This is a genomic window from Luteibacter jiangsuensis, from assembly GCF_030812295.1.
Classification (GTDB): domain Bacteria; phylum Pseudomonadota; class Gammaproteobacteria; order Xanthomonadales; family Rhodanobacteraceae; genus Luteibacter; species Luteibacter jiangsuensis_A.
In genome coordinates this window covers 472576-491065 of the sequence record NZ_JAUSSK010000003.1, presented here as the reverse complement: position 1 = coordinate 491065, position 18490 = coordinate 472576, and the positions used below count along the sequence as shown (strand labels likewise).

General features: G+C 65.5%; 16 protein-coding genes. 7 read left to right on the top strand and 9 right to left on the bottom strand.

What is annotated here, in order from left to right; all coding sequences use genetic code 11:
- Nucleotides 1-26: 26 nt before the first annotated feature.
- From J2T07_RS12340 to J2T07_RS12330, 3 genes are all read right to left on the bottom strand, one after another.
- Entirely contained in the window at nucleotides 27-1082 is a 1056-nt protein-coding gene (locus J2T07_RS12340; protein WP_306850367.1) for a glycosyl hydrolase family 18 protein, read from the bottom strand.
- Nucleotides 1079-2692 carry an alpha-L-fucosidase gene (locus tag J2T07_RS12335; RefSeq protein WP_306850366.1) on the bottom strand — a complete coding sequence of 538 codons (1614 nt, stop codon included), beginning with the start codon at nucleotides 2690-2692 and terminating at the stop codon, nucleotides 1079-1081. The genes J2T07_RS12340 and J2T07_RS12335 overlap by 4 nt, the downstream gene beginning before the upstream one ends.
- A gap of 67 nt (nucleotides 2693-2759) precedes the next feature.
- Complete coding sequence (locus tag J2T07_RS12330; RefSeq protein WP_306850365.1) at nucleotides 2760-5453, bottom strand: TonB-dependent receptor; 2694 nt, start codon at nucleotides 5451-5453, stop codon at nucleotides 2760-2762.
- 331 nt (nucleotides 5454-5784) lie between these two features.
- Between J2T07_RS12330 and J2T07_RS12325 the strand changes: the two genes are divergently transcribed.
- Genes J2T07_RS12325 through J2T07_RS12300 form a run of 6 tightly spaced genes read left to right on the top strand, consistent with a single transcriptional unit; the run spans nucleotide 5785 to nucleotide 11844 of the window.
- Nucleotides 5785-6810, top strand: coding sequence for an aldo/keto reductase (locus tag J2T07_RS12325; RefSeq protein ID WP_306850364.1), 1026 nt, complete (start codon nucleotides 5785-5787; stop codon nucleotides 6808-6810).
- Nucleotides 6807-7664, top strand: a complete 858-nt coding sequence (locus J2T07_RS12320) for an amidohydrolase family protein (RefSeq protein ID WP_306850363.1) — start codon at nucleotides 6807-6809, stop codon at nucleotides 7662-7664. Before J2T07_RS12325 ends, J2T07_RS12320 begins: the two co-directional genes overlap by 4 nt.
- 46 nt (nucleotides 7665-7710) lie before the next feature.
- A complete protein-coding gene (locus J2T07_RS12315) occupies nucleotides 7711-8457 on the top strand; it encodes an SDR family oxidoreductase (RefSeq protein ID WP_306850362.1) in 747 nt (248 codons plus the stop codon).
- A 13-nt stretch (nucleotides 8458-8470) separates the two neighbouring features.
- Nucleotides 8471-9328 carry a fumarylacetoacetate hydrolase family protein gene (locus J2T07_RS12310; RefSeq protein ID WP_306850361.1) on the top strand — a complete coding sequence of 286 codons (858 nt, stop codon included), beginning with the start codon at nucleotides 8471-8473 and terminating at the stop codon, nucleotides 9326-9328.
- Between the two features lie 49 nt (nucleotides 9329-9377).
- On the top strand, nucleotides 9378-10697 hold the full coding sequence (locus tag J2T07_RS12305; protein ID WP_306850360.1) for an L-fuconate dehydratase: 1320 nt from the start codon (nucleotides 9378-9380) through the stop codon (nucleotides 10695-10697).
- 4 nt (nucleotides 10698-10701) lie between these two features.
- Nucleotides 10702-11844, top strand: coding sequence for an alpha-hydroxy acid oxidase (locus J2T07_RS12300; protein WP_306850359.1), 1143 nt, complete (start codon nucleotides 10702-10704; stop codon nucleotides 11842-11844).
- On the opposite strand, the gene J2T07_RS12295 is transcribed toward J2T07_RS12300, so the two are convergent.
- Nucleotides 11845-12192, bottom strand: a complete 348-nt coding sequence (locus tag J2T07_RS12295; RefSeq protein ID WP_306850358.1) for an L-rhamnose mutarotase — start codon at nucleotides 12190-12192, stop codon at nucleotides 11845-11847. It abuts the gene before it with no gap.
- Nucleotides 12189-13487: an L-fucose:H+ symporter permease gene (gene fucP, locus J2T07_RS12290; RefSeq protein ID WP_306850357.1), complete on the bottom strand. Its 1299-nt coding sequence runs from the start codon at nucleotides 13485-13487 to the stop codon at nucleotides 12189-12191. The genes J2T07_RS12295 and fucP overlap by 4 nt, the downstream gene beginning before the upstream one ends.
- 165 nt (nucleotides 13488-13652) lie before the next feature.
- Here fucP and J2T07_RS12285 point away from each other — a divergent pair, with 165 nt between their 5' ends.
- The gene (locus J2T07_RS12285; RefSeq protein ID WP_306850356.1) at nucleotides 13653-14426 is read left to right on the top strand and encodes an IclR family transcriptional regulator; all 774 of its coding nucleotides are present in this window, start codon (nucleotides 13653-13655) and stop codon (nucleotides 14424-14426) included.
- A gap of 4 nt (nucleotides 14427-14430) precedes the next feature.
- On the opposite strand, the gene queA is transcribed toward J2T07_RS12285, so the two are convergent.
- From queA to J2T07_RS12265, 4 genes are all read right to left on the bottom strand, one after another.
- Nucleotides 14431-15465: a tRNA preQ1(34) S-adenosylmethionine ribosyltransferase-isomerase QueA gene (gene queA, locus J2T07_RS12280; protein ID WP_306850355.1), complete on the bottom strand. Its 1035-nt coding sequence runs from the start codon at nucleotides 15463-15465 to the stop codon at nucleotides 14431-14433.
- Nucleotides 15466-15528: 63 nt separating this feature from the next.
- Nucleotides 15529-16131, bottom strand: coding sequence for a response regulator transcription factor (locus tag J2T07_RS12275; RefSeq protein WP_306850354.1), 603 nt, complete (start codon nucleotides 16129-16131; stop codon nucleotides 15529-15531).
- Nucleotides 16128-17261, bottom strand: coding sequence for a sensor histidine kinase (locus J2T07_RS12270; protein WP_306850684.1), 1134 nt, complete (start codon nucleotides 17259-17261; stop codon nucleotides 16128-16130). Before J2T07_RS12270 ends, J2T07_RS12275 begins: the two co-directional genes overlap by 4 nt.
- Nucleotides 17261-18490 (bottom strand): sensor histidine kinase, encoded by a 1230-nt coding sequence (locus tag J2T07_RS12265; RefSeq protein WP_306850353.1) that lies wholly within the window; start codon nucleotides 18488-18490, stop codon nucleotides 17261-17263. Before J2T07_RS12265 ends, J2T07_RS12270 begins: the two co-directional genes overlap by 1 nt.

Here is an 18490-nt window from a genome sequence, read left to right as displayed (position 1 = left end):
CGCGCCGTTACCGGCGCGCCCCACCCTCACCGCACGGCGTCAGGCAACTCATCCCAGATCTTCGGATCCTCCGCCCCGAGCACCCACGCGCAGAATCCCTGCAATCCATACTGCTTCGCCACGTCGTACCGGTCGCGGAAGGCGCGCGCATCCGGAAGGAACACCCACTCGCGCATCTGGTCGCGATAGAAGTAGAACCACGACTCGTGTTCCACCGGATCCCACTGCATCGTCGCGCCGAACTGCTTGGCCAGCGGGAACGACGCGTCGGCATCGATGTACTCCGCCGAGATGTTCGAGTTCTCCTTGCCATCCGCGCTCACCGGATTCCCGGCGAACCAGTGGTAACCATAGAGGCCGATACCCAGGGACAGTTTCTCCTTCGGCACTACCTTCATCGCGTACTCGAGGTGTTCCATCACCCATGGCATGCCCGCCACTGGCCCGGGCGTGGTCCAGCGCGTGTGCTGGTCGTAGGTCATGAGGCAGACCAGGTCGAGCACCTTGGCCAGTTCCTTCAGGTCGTACGCACCGCGCCAGTACTCCCACATCCACTTGCCGAAGGCGCCCCGGCCGGCATAACCCGGCGCGTTCGGCACCACCGCCATGCTCAACTGGAGGCCGTGTTTGTGCAATGCCTCGTAGGTCTGCTTCGTCAGCAAGGTGAGCGCATCGCGGTCTGTCCAGGCGATGTTCTCGAAGTCGAACTGGAAGCCGCTGAAACCGTGCAGCTTCGCCTGCTCGATCATGCTGCCGATCATCGCCTTCTTCGCGGTCTCGTTGGTCAGCAGCGCGTGGAACTTCGCCCTGTCACCACCTGCCGAGATGATCGGCATCACGGGCAACTTGTGCGCCTTGGCGATCTTCAACACATAGGCATCGGGTGCGCCCGAGACCAGGCCGTTCTCATCGACGCCGTACCAGGTCGGCACCAGCACGTCGATCTTGTCGACGTGGGCCTCGAACGAAGCGATCGATTTCTGCGTTTCCATCATGTAGAAGAGCGCCACGGGCGCCTTCGCGAATGCGGCGATCGGCATCCACAGGAGGCAGGCGAGTAGCGCGATGAGCAGTCGTTTCATGGGGTGGCCTTGGACGGGTTGGCCAGCGTGATGCGATACACGTACGCATCGCTGCCGACAGGGTGGGAGGGAAGACGAAGGTGCAGGCCACCGGCATCCTGGATGAACGGAATGTCGCTACCGTCGGCGAGCAACTCCACGCGCGTCACCTTGTCGCCGGGCTGGATCGAACGCACCGAGGCCTTGCCCTTGGCGGGCCAGCCCAGTTCGATGGCGTAGAGCTTGCCGTTGCCCGTGGTGAAGCGAAAATCCTCGGCCGTGTACGGCTTGGTCTTGGTGTCCTGGAACGTACCGCCCACCACCTCGGTGGGGCCTTCCCCGAACACACGCCAGGGCTTGCTGCCGTAGATCGCCTCGCCGTTGGCCTTCAACCAGCGGCCGACGCTGCGCAAGGTGTCCTGCGCGCCCTGCGGGATGGTCCCATCCGCGCGCGGACCGATGTTGAGCATCAGGTTGCCGTTCTTGCTGACCACGTCGGCGAGCAGATGGATGATGAAAGACGACGACTTGTAGGTGTCGTGCTCGATGTAACCCCAGGAATCGTTGCTTATCGAGGTATCGGTCTGCCAGTGCGTGGCGTGGATGCCGGTGAGCTGGCCGCGTTCGATATCCAGCGTGCCCGCGCCCTCGGGGAAGTCGCCAAGCTTGTAGTTCACCACGACACCGTCGCGTTTCGCGCCGTCGTTGTAGTAGTACGACAGCATCGTGGGCAGCGTATTGCGGAACGTCGGATGACCGATCCACCAGTCGAAATAGATGAGGTCCGGGTGGTAGTCGTCGATCAGTTCAGCCGTGCGCGCGAGCCAGTCGTCGAGCCAGGCCTGCGAGACGTAGGTCCAATCATCAGCGAGGTTCTCGTCATGCTTGCTGAGGTGGTCCACGGCCGGACCGTACAACTCCGCATTCGCCGGATCGTTCACATCCGAATCGAAATGGCGGCCACCATCGAAGAACCAGTCATGCTCGGCCCGATGGGACGATACGCCGAAGCGCATGCCCTGCCCCCGAACGGCTTTCGCCAGCAAGCCGATGACGTCGCGTTTCGGCCCCTTCGTCATCGCCGTCCAGTCGGACAGCTTCGAGTCGTACATGGCGAAGCCGTCGTGATGCTCGGCCACCGGCACGACGTAACGCGCGCCGGCCTCGCGGAACAGCGCGGCCCATGCGTCCGGATCGAAATGTTCCGCCTTGAACATCGGAACGAAGTCCTTGTAGCCAAAGCGGGACTGCGGCCCGTAGGTGGCCACATGATGGGCGAATTCCTTCGTGCCCTGCTTGTACATGTTGCGCGAGTACCACTCGCTACCGAACGCGGGTACCGAGTAGACACCCCAATGGATGAAGATGCCGAACTTGGCGTCGTCGTACCAGGCGGGCGAGCGGTAAGCCTGCAACGACGCCCAATCGGGACGGAACGGCCCCTGGCCGGAGCCCTTCGCGACCCGTTCCAGGATAGCCCGGCGCTCGGGCGCGAACTTCGCCGAGGCCTTCTGCCAGGCCAGGTCCTGGGCCTGAGGCGAAACGCTGCCTGCCGTGGGCGCGGTCGCCCCGTCGGCGTGGGCAACGCCGGCCAGCAGGGCCACCACGAGGAACACCAATCGTCGTCGCATGCATGGACTCCTTCCGGCAAAAAAAGAACCGGCGGCGCCGCAGGGAGGCAGCCACCGCCGGTGCGCGCTAAAGCTTGAAGTTCAGGGTCATCGAGTACGTGCGTCCACTCTTGTACTCACCGATCGGAGCGTACTTGATATCGGCGTATTGGTAATACGTCGAATCCAGCAGGTTCGTCGCGCTGAGCGTGATGCCGGCCCAGGGCGTGATCTGGTACGAGGCGCTCAGGTCGAGCTCCTTGTACGCGTCGGCGAACACGTTGGAGTTGAGCCGTCCCACCTGGGTGAAGTACGGCGAACGGCGGCTGTAATTGATGCGCGCCGACCAGGGACCGTGCTCGTAGTACGGGATGATGTTGATCGTGTTCTTCGACAGGTACGGCAAGTTCAGCTTGTCGCCGTTGGTCTGGGTCTGCGTGGTGGCCTTGCTGTACGTGTAGTTGGTCTGGATGCCGAAGCCGTGACCGAGATCCTGCTGGTAGATCAGGGAAAGGCCGGACACCTTCGCGTTGGACGCGTTGATCGGCGAGGTCACCGAATACACGTTGGTCTGGCCGGTGGTCGGATCGGTCAACGCGCGTTCGGACGTCGTGGTGACGATGTAACTGTCGATCTTCCGCACGAAACCCTCGACCGACAGCAAGCTGGCCGGCGCGAAATACCACTCCGCCGACAGGTCGAAGTTGGTCGACTGGTAGGGCTTGAGGTCCGGATTGCCCGCGCTGGCCGTGAAGTTGCCCGTGGCCGCGCCGTTGAGCGATGTGGCGCCGGCCAGGTCGCTGTAACGCGGACGGGCGATCACCTTCGCCACGGACAGGCGCAGGACCTTGTCCTCGTCGAGGTCATAGGCGACGTTCACCGACGGCAGCGGCTTGTAGTAATGCGTGCTGGTCGACACGCGGCTGTAGGTACCGCCATCGCTGTTGACGTAGTAGTTCGACGTGTCCTTCGTGTCGACGTAACGCACGCCGACATTGCCGCGCCAGCTGCCGGACTGGTAGTTCATCTGCACGTACGCGTCCTTGGTGACCTCGGACACGCCGAACATCGACGGGTAGTTCAGGGTGTACGGCCCCTGCGGTTGCGACTTCAGGTAGTCGACGACGCTGCTCTGGCTGGCCGTCGGCCAGTCGGTGAGGTCGCCACTCGCGTGTAGGCCATCGAACAGGCCGCTGGGGGTCGAACCCGGATCGAAATCCGTCAGCGAAATGGGATCGGTGGTGTTGATACGGTTGCCGCGCGATTGCGTGCCGTTGAAGTGGTTGGTGTACTTCACGCCCATCTGGATCTGGTTGATCGGGCCCCATTCCAGGTCGCGCGAGGCATCGAACTGCGCATAGCGTTCGCGATCCGTCGTCGTCTCGTAGTAGATGCCGCCGGCCTGGTTCTGGCCCGGCAGCGAGGTATCGCCCGGCGGTGAACCCGCCGGTGAACCGACCAGCCCCCAGTTGGCCGCCGAACCGTTCTGGTAGCCCACGCTGGTGTTGCGCCCGTCGTATCCGAAGTTGTACCCGCCGTTCTGGAGCAGGTACTTCATGAGGTACTCGGGATCCTTGCCGCCACTGGCACTGGTATAGCCGACCTGGCTGGTGAACACCCAGGCGTCGCCGTTGAAGTCGTGGCGCAGGTTGATGCTCTTGGTCGAGACCTCGGTCTTGCGGTAGTTCGCATCCAGTTCGGCGTACGGTTGCCCGTTCCCCGTGGTGGAGGACACCGTGCCGGAGGTGATGTAGCCGTTCGCGACGTTGATATCGGTCAGCTTGTTGAGATCGCCACAGCCGGGGCACACGTAGCGCGACTCGCTGAAGTTGTCGTACTTGCCCTTGACGTACAAGCCGGTCAGGTTGAACTCGTTGTGCTCGTCCGGACGCCACTGCAAGGTGGACTGCAAGCCGTTTCGCTCGCGCGTCTGCTGGAAATACGCACTGTTGATGCCCACGGGGATCTTCGCGTTGGCGTAGTTCTGGTCGCCCGTGACGTTCGGATTGCCCGTGATGTTCGCGCCGGTGGTATAGCCGAAGAACTCGATGCCCGCGCGGGACAGGTTCTCCTTGTCATGAGTGACACTGGTGAGGACGCCGAACGTGCTGTCGGCGTTCTTCCAGCTCCACAGCGCGGAGGCGCGCGGATTACCCTCTGCCGAGCGGTCGTTGTAGTTGTAGCCGAGCGAGCCGCGCAGCGTGTTCGCCGGCAGGTCGAGCGGCTTGCGCGTGTGGATGATCACCGTGCCGCCGATGCTGCCCTCGTCGATGCGGGCCTCGGGAGACTTGTAGACCTCCATCAGGCCGATGATCTCGGGCGAGAGCAGCGAATAGTTGAACGTGCGGCCGCTGGTATCCGTCGGGTTGCCGCCCCAGTCGCCCGAGGCGATGGTCTGGCCGTTCAGCAGCACGCGGTTCAGCGCCGCGTCGGTGCCGTTGACACTGATCTTCTCGCCTTCGCCGAACTGGCGGTCCACCGTGATGCCAGGCAGGTGCGAGAGCGATTCGGCGGCGTTCGTATCCGGGAACTTGCCGATATCGGTCGCGCTGATCGCGTCCACGACCGCATTGGCGTTGCGCTTGACGTCGATCGCCTTCTCCAGGCTGCCGCGATAACCGGTGACGGTCACCGCCTGCAATTCTTCCACCCGTTTGTCGGCAGCCTTCTGCTGCGCCGTCTTCGGAGGGTCCGCCGGGGCGGGTGTGGCGTCCTGCGCGTGTGCAGCCGTGGCGAGTCCACAAAGGATGCTCGCGCACAACAGGGTCTTGCTGATGGTCATGGATGATCTCCCCGAACGCTGTATTCCGGATACACGCCTTCCGCCCTGCCCGGGCAGCGCATGCTTGTCTTATGGAACCGCGCCGTTGGCGACGGCGCGGGCGTTACCCCCCGCATCCAGCGATGCAACGGACCGGCCCCACGCCGACAACGTTGTCATTTTCCGGACGCAGAAGTTCTTGCGATCCGTTCACTGGCGAACTCAGTATTCAGATATGTTTCTACCGATTCAAGTTGCACTGCAACATTCGACAGGAATCGTTCAGGGCTCTAGACAAGTTCACATATAAACGTAGTATTTATACCTGCGCAGTACGCGCCAAGGAGCATTCATGCCGTCGCAGCACGCGAGCCAGACTCCCGCCCCACCACCAGGACGCAGGCCAAGGCCGTTGTCCCGGTTGGCATTCGGCGGCGCTCCGGTAGGCAATCTTTACGCCGAGGTGGACGAGGTCGCCGCGCGCCAGACGATCCTTCACGCCTGGACCGGCGGCATCCGCCATTTCGACACCGCGCCCTATTACGGCTTCGGGTTGAGTGAAACGCGGATCGGCGATGCACTCGCTGGCGTTCTACGAGACAGCTACACCCTTTCCACGAAGGTGGGCCGCGTGATCGAGGACGCCGCGGGCCGGCGCGGAGAGGCTGACGGCTTCGCGGTGGACGGCCTCGCCGCGCGCTTCGACTACAGCCGCGGCGGCGTGCGCCGGGCCCTCGAAGCGAGCTTGCGCCGTCTGCGCACCGACCGCATCGACATCCTCTTCCTGCACGATATCGGCGCGCTCACGCACGGCGAGCGCCATCCTCGGATGCTGGCCCAGGCGCTGGACGAAGCGCTGCCTGAAATGGCACGAATGCGCGAGGAAGGCCTTGTCGGTGCCATCGGCATTGGCGTGAACGAAGAAGCGGTATGCCTGGAAGTGATGCCGCGCTTTCCCCTCGACACGATCATGCTCGCCGGGCGCTACACGCTGTTCGAGCAGGCGGACAGCAAGGCGGTGATGGCGCAGGTCCAGGCCGATGGCGTATCCGTGCTGATCGCCGGTCCATACAACTCAGGACTGCTCGGTGGCGCCGATGGTCCCGGCGCGACCTACAACTACGCACCCGCCACGCCCGGCGTGCTCGCACGCGCGCAGCGGTTCTACGACATATGTGCGCGCACTGGAGCCGATGTCGGTGCGGCCGCACTGCAATTCCCCCTCGCCCATCCGGCGGTCGTCAGCGTCGTCTGCGGCCTGCGCTCCGTCGCGGAAGTCGATGCCGCGCTGCTCCGCCAGCGTGCCGAGGTCCCCCCGGCCACATGGAAGGCGCTACGCGACGAAGGTTTGCTTGCCGACGGAGTGCCCACGCCGTGATCGTCGACGCACATCGCCACTACTGGGACCCTTCGCGGCTCGATTATGCGTGGCTGGCCCATGCGCCGGCGGCGCTGCGCCGCGCCTTCCTGCCGGATGACCTGCCCGGAAACGCAGACGCCTGCATCCTCGTCCAGGCCGCGCCGGACGAAGCAGAGACGCGTTTCCTCTTCGAGCTTGCCCGCGACATGCCCGGTGTCATCGGCGTGGTGGGATGGGTCGATCTGGAACGTCCCGATGTCGAAGCCCGTCTCGACCCGTTGATCGCCGATGGCGGCGGCCTGCTCCGCGGCATCCGGCCCATGGTGCAGGACATCCCCGATACGGATTGGCTGGCGTCGTCGTCGCTCGACCAGGCTTTCGACCTCATCACCGAACGCGGCCTCGTCTTCGACGCGCTCGTCGACAACCGGCACCTGCGCGCGCTCCACCAGCGGCTGGGGAAACATCCCGGCCTGCGCACCGTGATCGACCACGCCGCCAAACCGGACATCGCCGCGAACGGGTTTACCGAATGGTCCGGTGCCATCGCGCGTCTCGCACGGATGCCCGATGTGTATTGCAAGCTCTCCGGCCTGCTCACGCTCACCGACCCATCGGCCGATCCGCTCGCGCTGGATCCCTACGTCGCCCACTTGTTCGAGACATTCGGCGCCGAACGCCTGGTCTGGGGCAGCGATTGGCCAGTGCTCACGACGCACGCGACCTATGGCGCGTGGAAGACATGCGCCAGGGAACTCGTTCACCGCCACGCACCAGGGGCGGCGGACGCGGTATTCGGCGGCAACGCGCTAGCCCTGTATTCCCCGGCCCGCCCCTTGCCGGCCCACGACGCATCGAGGACACCAGCATGAAGCGACCCTTCCCGTTCATCACGCCCATTCGACGCAGGAAGCCGGCATGAGCGGCCGCCTTGCGGGGAAGCATGCACTGGTCACCGCGGCCGGTGCGGGCATCGGCCGTGCCACCGCCCTGGCCTTCGCCGCGGAAGGGGCGACGGTGCTGGCGACCGACATCGACGCGACGCAACTGGCCAGCCTCGCTGCCGGGCACCCGAACGTGACGACGCGGCGCCTCGATGTGACCGACGCGGAGGCCATCGCCGCCGTCGTGGCCGCCGCGGGGGCGATCGACATCCTTTTCAACTGCGCCGGCTACGTGCACGCAGGCACCCTCCTCGATACCGACGACGATGCATGGCGCCGTTCCTTCGCGATCAACGTGGACAGCATGTTCCACACCTGCCGCGCCGTACTACCCGGCATGCTGGAACGCGGCGTCGGAAGCATCGTGAACATGTCCTCGGTCGCCTCCAGCATCAAGGGCGTGCCGAACCGTTTCGCTTATGGCAGCACCAAGGCGGCGGTCATCGGCCTCACCCGATCCATCGCCGCCGACTACGTGGCGCGGGGCGTGCGCTGCAACGCCATCTGTCCCGGCACCGTGAAGACGCCTTCCCTGGCGGCGCGCGTGCGTGCGCTTGGCGGTGACGAAGAAGCCGCATGGCGCGGCTTTACCGATCGCCAGCCGATGGGCCGCCTGGGCGAGCCGCGCGAAATCGCGGCACTGGCCGTCTACCTGGCCTCCGACGAATCGTCATTCACCACCGGCACCGTCCACGTCGTGGATGGCGGCTGGTCGAACTGAGGAACACACTCCGATGAAACTCGTCCGTTTCGGCGCACCCGGCAAGGAAACGCCCGGCCTCGTCGACGACAGCGGCCAACTGCGCGATCTCTCCGGCGTGGTCGCCGACATCGCCGGCGACGTGCTCGGCAACGCGGGACTGCGCCGCCTTGCCGCTATCGACCCTGCGACGCTCCCCATCGTGAAAGGCGAACCGCGCCTGGGAACCCCGGTAGGCGGCATCGGCAAGATGATCTGCGTGGGCATGAACTATGCCGACCACGCCGCCGAGACGAATGCGCCGGTGCCCGAACAGCCCGTGCTCTTCATGAAGGCGACCTCCGCCATCGGCGGGCCCAACGACACCGTGGTGATTCCACGCGGTTCGGTGAAGACCGACTGGGAAGTGGAGCTGGGCGTCATCATCGGCGAAGTGACCCGGGACGTGCGGATCGACGACGCGATGAAGCACGTCGCCGGCTATGCCGTCATCAACGACCTGTCGGAACGCGAGTTCCAGCTCGAGCATGGCGGCCAGTGGGTGAAGGGCAAGAGTTGCGACACGTTCGGCCCCATCGGCCCCTGGCTCGTCACACGCGACGAAGTGCCCGACCCGCAAAACCTTTCGCTGTGGCTCGAGGTCAACGGCCACCGTTACCAGAACGGCAACACACGAACGATGGTGTTCGGCGTCGCGCGACTGGTGAGCTACATCAGCCGCTACATGACCCTGATGCCCGGGGACGTCATCAGCACGGGCACGCCGGCCGGCGTCGGACTCGGCCTCAAGCCACCCACCTACCTGAAGCCCGGCGACGTCATCGAGCTGGGCATCGAAAGACTCGGCCGCCAGCGCCAGGATGTCGTGGCGCACCCCGGCCGCCCGTCCTGAATTCCATCGTTACGGATCGATACGTCGCCGGCTAAGGAGGCCGGACCACATGGTGAAAATTACGGCGCTGGACACGTTCGATGTCCGCTTCCCGACCTCGCTCGACCACGATGGCTCAGACGCGATGAATCCGGACCCGGATTACTCGGCGGCCTATGTGGTCCTCCGCACCGACAGTCCGGACGGCCTCTCCGGCTACGGGCTCGTGTTCACGATCGGACGCGGGAACGACGTGCAGACGGCCGCCCTCGCTGCGTTGGAACACATGGTGGTCGGCCGCCCCATCGAGGACATCGTCGATCGCCTCGGCGACTTCGCGCGCGAACTCAATGGCGACTCGCAACTGCGCTGGCTCGGCCCCGAAAAGGGTGTGATGCACATGGCCATCGGGGCGGTGATCAATGCCGCCTGGGATCTCGCCTCGCGCCGCGCCCGCAAGCCGCTGTGGCGCTTCATCGCCGACATGACTCCCGAGCAACTCGTCGGGCAGATCGATTTTCGTTACCTGACCGATGCGCTATCGCCCGCACAGGCGCTGGCCATCCTGCGTGAGGCCGAGCCGCACAAGCAGGCGCGCATCGCGCAACTGGAAACCGAAGGGTATCCCGCCTACACCACCTCCCCCGGGTGGCTCGGCTATTCCGACGAAAAGATGCTGCGGCTTGCGCGGCAGGCCGTGCAGGATGGCTTCCGCACCATCAAGCTCAAGGTCGGTCTTCGCCTGGAGGACGATATACGCCGCTGCCGGCTGGCACGTGCCACCGTGGGTCCGGACATCGCCATCGCCGTCGACGCCAACCAGCGCTGGGACGTGACCACCGCCATCGAATGGCTGAAACCACTGGAGAGCGTGGGCCTCGCATGGGTGGAGGAACCGACCAGCCCAGACGACGTGCTCGGCCACGCCGCCATCCGCCGCGCCGTCGCGCCCACGCCCATCTCCACCGGCGAACACGGGCAGAATCGCGTGATGTTCAAGCAGTTCCTGCAAGCGGGCGCGGTCGATCTCATCCAGATCGACGCCGCACGCGTCGGCGGCGTGAACGAGAACCTCGCGATCCTGCTGTTGGCAGCGCATTTCGGCGTACGCGTGTTCCCGCATGCCGGCGGCGTGGGCCTGTGCGAACTCGTGCAGCACCTGGCCATGGCCGACTTCGTGGCGATCACGGGCAAGAAGGAAGACCGTGCCATCGAGTACGTGGACCACTTGCATGAGCACTTCGTCGACCCCGTGCGGATCGTGCGCGGCCGCTACATGGCGCCGACCGCACCGGGATTCTCCGCCCAGATGCATCCGGATTCGGTGAGCGACCACCTGTTTCCGGATGGACTCGTCTGGCGGGAACTATCGCTGACCGTGGACGACTGAGTACATGAAAAGGCCGGTCACCAACATCGCCGACTTGCGTGACCTCGCCAGGCGCCGTGTACCCCGGGCGTTCTTCGAATACGCGGATCGCGGCGCCTACGACGAATCGACGCTTCGCGAGAACCGCGGCGCGTTCGAGCGCCTGCGCTTCCGCCAGCGCGTGATGCGCGACGTGGACAACCGCTCGCTCGCCACCACGGTGATGGGCCAGGCGCTGAGCATGCCCCTGGCCATCGCGCCGACCGGTCTCACCGGTCTGCAACACGGCAGCGGCGAGATCCATGGCGCACGCGCCGCCGCGAAGGCCGGCATACCGTTCTGCCTCAGCACGATGTCGATCTGTTCCATCGAACAGGTGCGTGCCGCCACGGAAGCGCCATTCTGGTTCCAGGTCTACGTGATGCGCGATCGCGGCTTCACCCGCGAACTCATCCGTCGCGCGCTCGCCGCGGAGTGCTCGGCGTTGATGCTGACGGTCGACCTGACCGTGCAGGGCCAGCGCCACCGCGAGATCAAGAACGGCCTCTCCGTACCGCCCAGGATCACCCTGCGCAATCTGTTCGACATCGCGAGCAAGCCGCGCTGGGCGTGGAACGTGCTGCGTGCACCGAGCCGGTCGTTCGGCAACCTCGATGGGCATATCCAGGGTGCGGACAGCCTGACCACGCTGGCGCAGTGGATCGCCAGCCAGTTCGACCCGACCTTGAACTGGAACGACCTCGGCTGGATACGCGAGCTCTGGCCCGGTAAGCTCATCCTCAAGGGTATCCTCGACGCCGAGGACGCGCGCCAGGCCGTCGCCCACGGCGTGGATGCGATCGTCGTATCCAACCACGGCGGGCGCCAGCTGGACGGTGCGCCGGCCAGCATCGATGTCCTGCCATCCATCGTGGACGCCGTCGCCGGCGGCACGGAGGTACTGCTCGACAGTGGCATCACGAGTGGGCAGGACCTGCTCAAGGCGCTTGCGCTGGGCGCGCGGGCCGGACTGATCGGCAAAGCCTTCCTCTACGGGCTCGGCGCGGGCGGCGAAGCCGGCGTCACGCAGGCGATCGAGCTGATTCGCAAGGAGTTGAGCGTGACGATGGCGCTGACGGGAACGCTAGATGCGGCGAAGGTGTCGCCGGATATCCTCTGGCGCGGATAATCAGCCGCAGTCCGCCAGGTCGAAGATCTGCCGCATCGGCACCCACTTCTGCCCGGCTTCCGCCCAGGGCAGCGGTTGCTGGAAGGTGGACATCAACGCCTCCCACGCCCGCACCCGTTCGCTCGCCGCATCGGCGGCCGCCTTGGCCCCGGCATCGAACTCCGGTCCCACGCGCATCAGCATCGTCAACCGGTTTCCGGTGCGGAAGATCCGCATGTCCAGGATGCCTGCCGCACGGATCGAATGGACGACCTCCGGCCAGATGAATTCGGCGCGGTGCCAACGCTCGTACTCCGCGATCGACGCGGGATCGTCACGCAGGTCGAGCGCGAGGCATTGCCACGTCATGCGGCTGCCTCCTGGCCCCTCGATCGCCGCCAGGCGAAGAGAAAGATCGCGACAAAGCAAAGCATCGGCACGAGCATCGCGTGGGCGATGCCGAGGCGGTCGGATGTCGCGCCCATCGCCGCGGTGACCACCGCGCCGCCGACGATCGACATCACCAGCAACGAGGCACCGAACTTGCGCTCGGTGTCGCCGCGCCCTTCGACGCCGAGGGCGAAGATGGTGGGATACATGATCGACATGAAGAAGCTCGAAGCCACCAGCGCATAGATGCCGATGCTGCCGGGGACGAAGGCCGCGGTCGTCGCAAGGACGACGTTGACCAACGCGAAGGTGCTGAGCACGCGTGCCGGCCGCAGGTACTTCATCAATGCGGCGCCGGCGAAACGGCCGGCCATGAAACAAAGCAGTCCCGCCGTGATGAAATTGGCGGCGGCCTTGTCCGCCGTCCCCGGCATCGTCGCCTGTGCATAGCGGATCATGTAGCTGAAGATGGCGACCTGGGCGCCCACGTAGAAGAACTGCGCCGCCACCGCCGACATGAACCGACCATCGCGCAGCAGACGGCCGAGCACGCCCCGCTCCACCAGCACGCCTCCGTCCTCGGTCGATGCCGTGCGCGGAAAGCGCGTCACGGCGATGATGACGGCCCAGGCGATCACGCCGAGGCCGATGACCAGGTACGGCATCTGTACCGCCGCGGCCTCGCTCTTCATGTAGGCCGTGCGCGCCACCACGTCCATCGCCGCGAGTTCCGCAGGCGAGCGTTCCACCCCGGTGAAGATGAAATGCTGACCGATCAACACACCGGTGATCGAACCGAGGGGATTGAACGCCTGCGCCAGGTTCAACCGCGATGCCGCCGACTCGCGTGGTCCGAGCAAGGTGACATATGGGTTGGCCGAGGTCTCGAGGAAGGCGAGCCCCGCCGCGATCACGAACAGGCCCACGAGGAAGGTGGCATACGTCGCCGTGGCCGCGGCGGGCCAGAACAGCAAGGCGCCCGCGCCGTAGAGCATCAGCCCGAACACCACCGCCGCCTTGTAGCCGTAGCGGCGCATGAAGACGCCCGCGGGTATGGCGACGATGAAATATCCAAGGTAGAAAGCGCTCTGGACAAGTCCGGCCTGGAAATCCGAGAGGGTGAACGCCTTCTTGAATTGCGCGACGAGCACGTCGTTGAGATTGTTCGCCACGCCCCAGAGAAAGAACAGGCTGACGATCAACGCCAGCGGAAACCACGGAGCCCGGGCAGGCGCGCGCGTGGCGGGCACCTCCAACGGCGTGTGCAACTGCATGCGTGTCTCCTCTACCGTGGCCGGCCCCAGTGTGCAAATATGAACTTATTATTCACCTGCATAACAAGCTGCGCTGCAACATAGCCGTCAGCCGCCGCGTGTGCGCCTCCGCGCATCGGGCAGGCTAGACTCGTCCAGCCATCTTCGTCACCGCCACGGAATGCCATGCCTACAGATTCGCCGAAGTATCGCGCCCCCGCCCTCGACAAGGGCCTCGACATCCTGGAGTTGCTCGCCAAGGCGACGCAGCCCCTTTCCATCGCCGAGATCTCCGACGGCGTCGGCCGTTCCCGTGGCGAAATTTTCCGCATGCTCCAGGTGCTCGAAGAGAGGGACTATATCTCCCGGCCCGATGGCGAAGGTTCGTACTCGCTCACACCACGCCTGTTCCGTCTCGGCATGGAGCAGCCGCCGGTGAAGAACCTGGTGGAAACGGCGATGCCGGTCATGCATCGCCTCGCCGACGAGATCGACCAGTCCTGCCACCTCGTGGTGCCCTCGCAGGAACAGATCGTGGTGATCGCACGCGTCGACCCGCCAGGGGAAACCGGTCTGGTCGTCCGCGTGGGACACCGCCGTCCGATATCGCATTCCGCTTCGGGCTACGTCCTATTGGCCTGGCAGACCGACGACACCCGCGAGCGCTGGTTCCGCACCATGCTCGATCACGAGCCCGGTCTCAAGCGCGCGCGTATCGAGAACACCCTCAGGGAAGTCCGCGGCGCCGGCCTTGCCACCATACCCAGCGAAGTGGTGGATGGCGTGACCGATCTTTCCGCCCCGATCATCGAAGGCAACCACGCCGTCTGCGCACTGACCGTGCCCTTCATCGAACGCCGCGGCGCGAAGATCGACATGAAGGCCACCGCGCGCTTGCTGGTGGCCGCCGCGGCCGATATCTCGACGGATCTGTCGCACGGGGCGCCGGGCCAGCCGTAGCGCGTCAGGCGGACCTTGGCGGCATGATCAGCATGGCGTCGCCGTAGGAGAAGAAACGGTAACGCTGCAGCACCGCGTAGCGGTAGGCATCCAGGATCACTTCCTTGCCTGCCAGCGCCGATACCAGCATCAGCAGGGTCGATTGCGGCAGGTGGAAGTTGGTGATCAACGCATCGACGCTGGTGATCTTGTAGCCGGGGAAGATGAAGATCTGCGTCTCGCCGGCGAATGGACGCAGCACGCCTTCGACGGTGGCGCTTTCCAGCGCGCGGACGACGGTGGTGCCCACGGCCACGACGCGATGGCCCGCGGCGCGGGTCGCGCGGATCTTCTCGACGAGCCCCGCACCCACGTTCAACCATTCGCGATGCATCACGTGGTCGCGAACATCTTCCGCGCGCATCGGCTGGAACGTGCCCGCGCCCACGTGCAGGGTGACGTATCCCATCTCCACGCCGCGCGCCCGCAGCTTTTCTAGCAGGTCTTCGTCGAAATGCAGACCGGCGGTCGGTGCCGCCACGGCGCCCGGCTCGCGCGCGAACACGGTCTGGTAGCGCTCGGTGTCCACCTCGTCGGCGCCGCGTTCGATGTAAGGCGGCAGGGGCATCTCCCCCAGGCGTGAAAGAAGGCGCTCCAGCGGCTCATCGCTTTCGAAGCGCAGCAGGAAGAATTCGCCGTCGCGCCCCAGCACGGTCACCATGCTACCGTCGGCGAGCTCGATTCGCCCGCCTTCCTTAGGCTTCTTGCTGACGCCCAGTTGCGCCCTCGCCTCATGCGCCCCCGTGACCCTTTCGATGAGGATCTCGACCGCGCCACCGGATTCCTTTCGTCCATAGAGGCGCGCCGGGAGGACGCGGGTATCGTTGAACACCAGCAGGTCGCCGGGTTGGAGCATCTCCGGCAGTTCGGCGAATTTGCGGTCCTTCTTGGTGTGCGCCGCGACGTCGATCACCAGCAACCGGCTCCCCGACCGCCGGACCAGCGGGGCCTGCGCGATGAGTTCGGGCGGAAGATCGAAGTCGAAGTCGGATTTTTTCACGGAAACAACCGGGGCGGAGCGACGGATGGGGGATTATCGCCCATCGCGTGGCCGCCGGTGCCCCTAGAGCCAGCCCTTCTGCCGGGCCAGGCGATATGCCTCGATCCGGTTGGCCGCGCCCAGCTTGCCGATCGCCTCGGACAGATAGTTGCGAATCGTGCCGTGCGAGAGGTTCAACTGGGCGCCGATCTCGCTGGCGGACTGTCCTTCACCCGCCAGGCGGAGCACCTGCCGCTCGCGGTCGTTGAGCGGATCGGCATCCGACCATGCCTCGAGCGCCAGTTGCGGGTCGATGGCGCGGCCGCCGCGATGCACGGTCCGCAGCGCCTCGGCCAGGTTCTCGGCGGGTGCGTCCTTCAACAAGTAGCCGCCCACGCCCGCATCCAGCGCGCGGCGCAAGAACCCGGGCCGGGCGAAGGTGGTGACGATGATGACCTTTACCGGCAACTCGTGCCGGCGAACCCGCTGGGCGATCTCCAGCCCGGTGAGCCCCGGCATCTCGATATCCGTCACCAGCACGTCGGGCTTGAGCCGCTGGAGTTCGCGCCAGGCCGATTCGCCATCGGCGGCGGAACCAAGCACCTCGATATCGGATTCCAGGCTCAGCAATGCCGTCAGCGCGCCACGTACCATCGCCTGGTCTTCCGCCAGCAAGACACGGATCATGCGAAACCTCCCGCTTGCCGGGCATGCGCCGGAATGCCGATGTCGAGCGCCGTCCCTTGTTTCACCGGCGAGTCGATGGCGAGGTGGCCGCCAATCTGGCGCACGCGTTCGCGCATGCCGGATACGCCATTGCCATGCGCGGCGAGACCGCCGCAGCCGTTGTCCACGATGCGCATCGAGAATTCCTGTCCGTTCCGGGTCATGATCACGCGTGCCTCGGTGGCACGCGAATGGCGATGGATATTGGTGACGGCCTCACGCAGCACGAGTGCCAGCGACGCTTCGGTCTGTTTCGGCAAATCGATACCGTCGGGCAGTTCGACGCTCAGGGCGATGCCCGACGCTTCCAGCATGAGCCGCGCCGATACGAGCTCGCTGGCGAGATCGCCGGCGCGCAGACCGGTCACCGCGCTGCGTACCTCGGCGAGGGTGTGGCGGGCGACCCGCTCCACTTCCTCCATCTCCTGCTGGGCACGCGCGGGATCGGCCAGGGCGACACGCTTGGCCAGTTCCGACTTCAACGTGATGAGCGACAGCGTATGGCCGAGCAGGTCGTGCAGGTCGCGTCCGATGCGCTCGCGTTCGGCCAGAGTCGCAAGCCGGCGTACTTCCGCTTGCGAAAGGCGCAGTTCGGCATCACGTCGCGCACCGCGCACGTAGAGGTAGTTGCCGAAGCCCGCCGCGAGGCCGCCACCGAACACGACGAGCACGTGCACCATCGGCACACGGAACAGGTATACCCACGCGAGCGTGAGCAGCGTGGCCATCGCCACGCCAAGCAGCCAGACCTGGGCCCGTCCGGAATAGGCGAGCAGGGTTACTCCGATCACCACATAGCCCAGCGATACTGGATTCACCGCCCACAGGACGAAGCCGAGCACGGCGATGATGCCGGCATGGAACGGCAGGCGCGACAAGGGCGCCATGAACACCGCCACGTAACAGACGAGATAGACCGGGATCGAGGCAACGGTCGGGCCAAACCAGGTCCAGTCGAACCCCTTCACGGCGAGCGGTGCCTGGATCAGGGCGATAAGCCAGAACACCTGCAAGCCCGCCTGCCAACGCAGGTACACCGGCGAGCGCAGGCCGCCGAGCAGGGAATCCGGACGCGGCGGAGGAATACGCATCACGAGGCCATCCTGCCCGGTCCCGCCAGGGGCAAGGCCACCGGCGCGCCGACACTCGCATGCGACAAAAGACGGTCTGCCGGCGTCAACGGCACTTCGATCCGGAGGACGGTGCCCTTCTGGCGGCTCGACTCGAAGACAAGCGTGCCGCCCAGCGCGCGCACACGCTCGCGCATGCCGCAGATGCCGTTGCCTTCACCACCATCCACGCCCCGCCCGTTGTCCTTGACGGTCATCGTGCAGGCACGCGTGTCCATGGCCACCATCACTTCCGCGCACGACGCGCCGGCATGGCGATGGATGTTGGTCACGGCCTCACGCAGGACGAGTGCGAGTTCCGCGTCCACGCGCGCGGGAAGCACGGGCATCTCGCTGGTGTAGATGAAATCGATCATGGCGGTATTGAGCAGCAGCCGCGCCGCCGCCAGTTCGGCGACGACGCCCGAGGCACGGATACCCGTCACGGCCGAACGCACTTCCGCCAGCGCCTCGCGTGCCACCTGCTCGGCTTCCTCCATTTCACGCCGTGCCGCCGCGGCGTCGCGGTCGAGCAGGCGGCGCGACAATTCCAGTTTCAACGTGATCAACGACAGCGTGTGGCCAAGCAGGTCGTGCAGGTCGCGGCCGATGCGCTCGCGTTCCGCCGCTGCGGCCAGCCGGCGGACCTCGTCGTGCGACAGTTTCAGTTCGGCGTCGCGTTGCGCGTTGAAGCGATAGATGACGTTGACCGAGCCGACCGACAAGGCGATGAACGACAGGGTGGCCATGACCGCGAACGGCCACGACAGCAGGAGCCATGCCGTGGCCATGAAGCCGGCGATGACCGCCGCGATGCCTATGAAGCATCGCTTGGGCACCCCGTCGAAACCCATCATCGCGCAGGCGTAGATCACATAGCAGGCGCCGCCGCTGGTGTTGAACTTGAGCGTGGCATATCCCATCAGGGCGACGGCGATCGCGTACAACCTCGCCTCGCGTACCGGACGCACGTAGCTCAGGCCGTATAGCATCAGGAACATGGGAAAAGTGATGGCGGTCGCCGGGATCCAGTACGGGCCGAGCTTCTCGGCGAAAACGAGATCGCCGAAGACGTACACCGTCCACACGAGGTGGAACAGGCTGCCGATCCGCAGCCTCGGTTTGTCGCGGTAGCGGTTCCAGAGCGAATCCGGCGTTGGCTGGAACCACGAAGGAACCATGGGAGTGTCCGTGGAAAGGCGTGCGCCCAT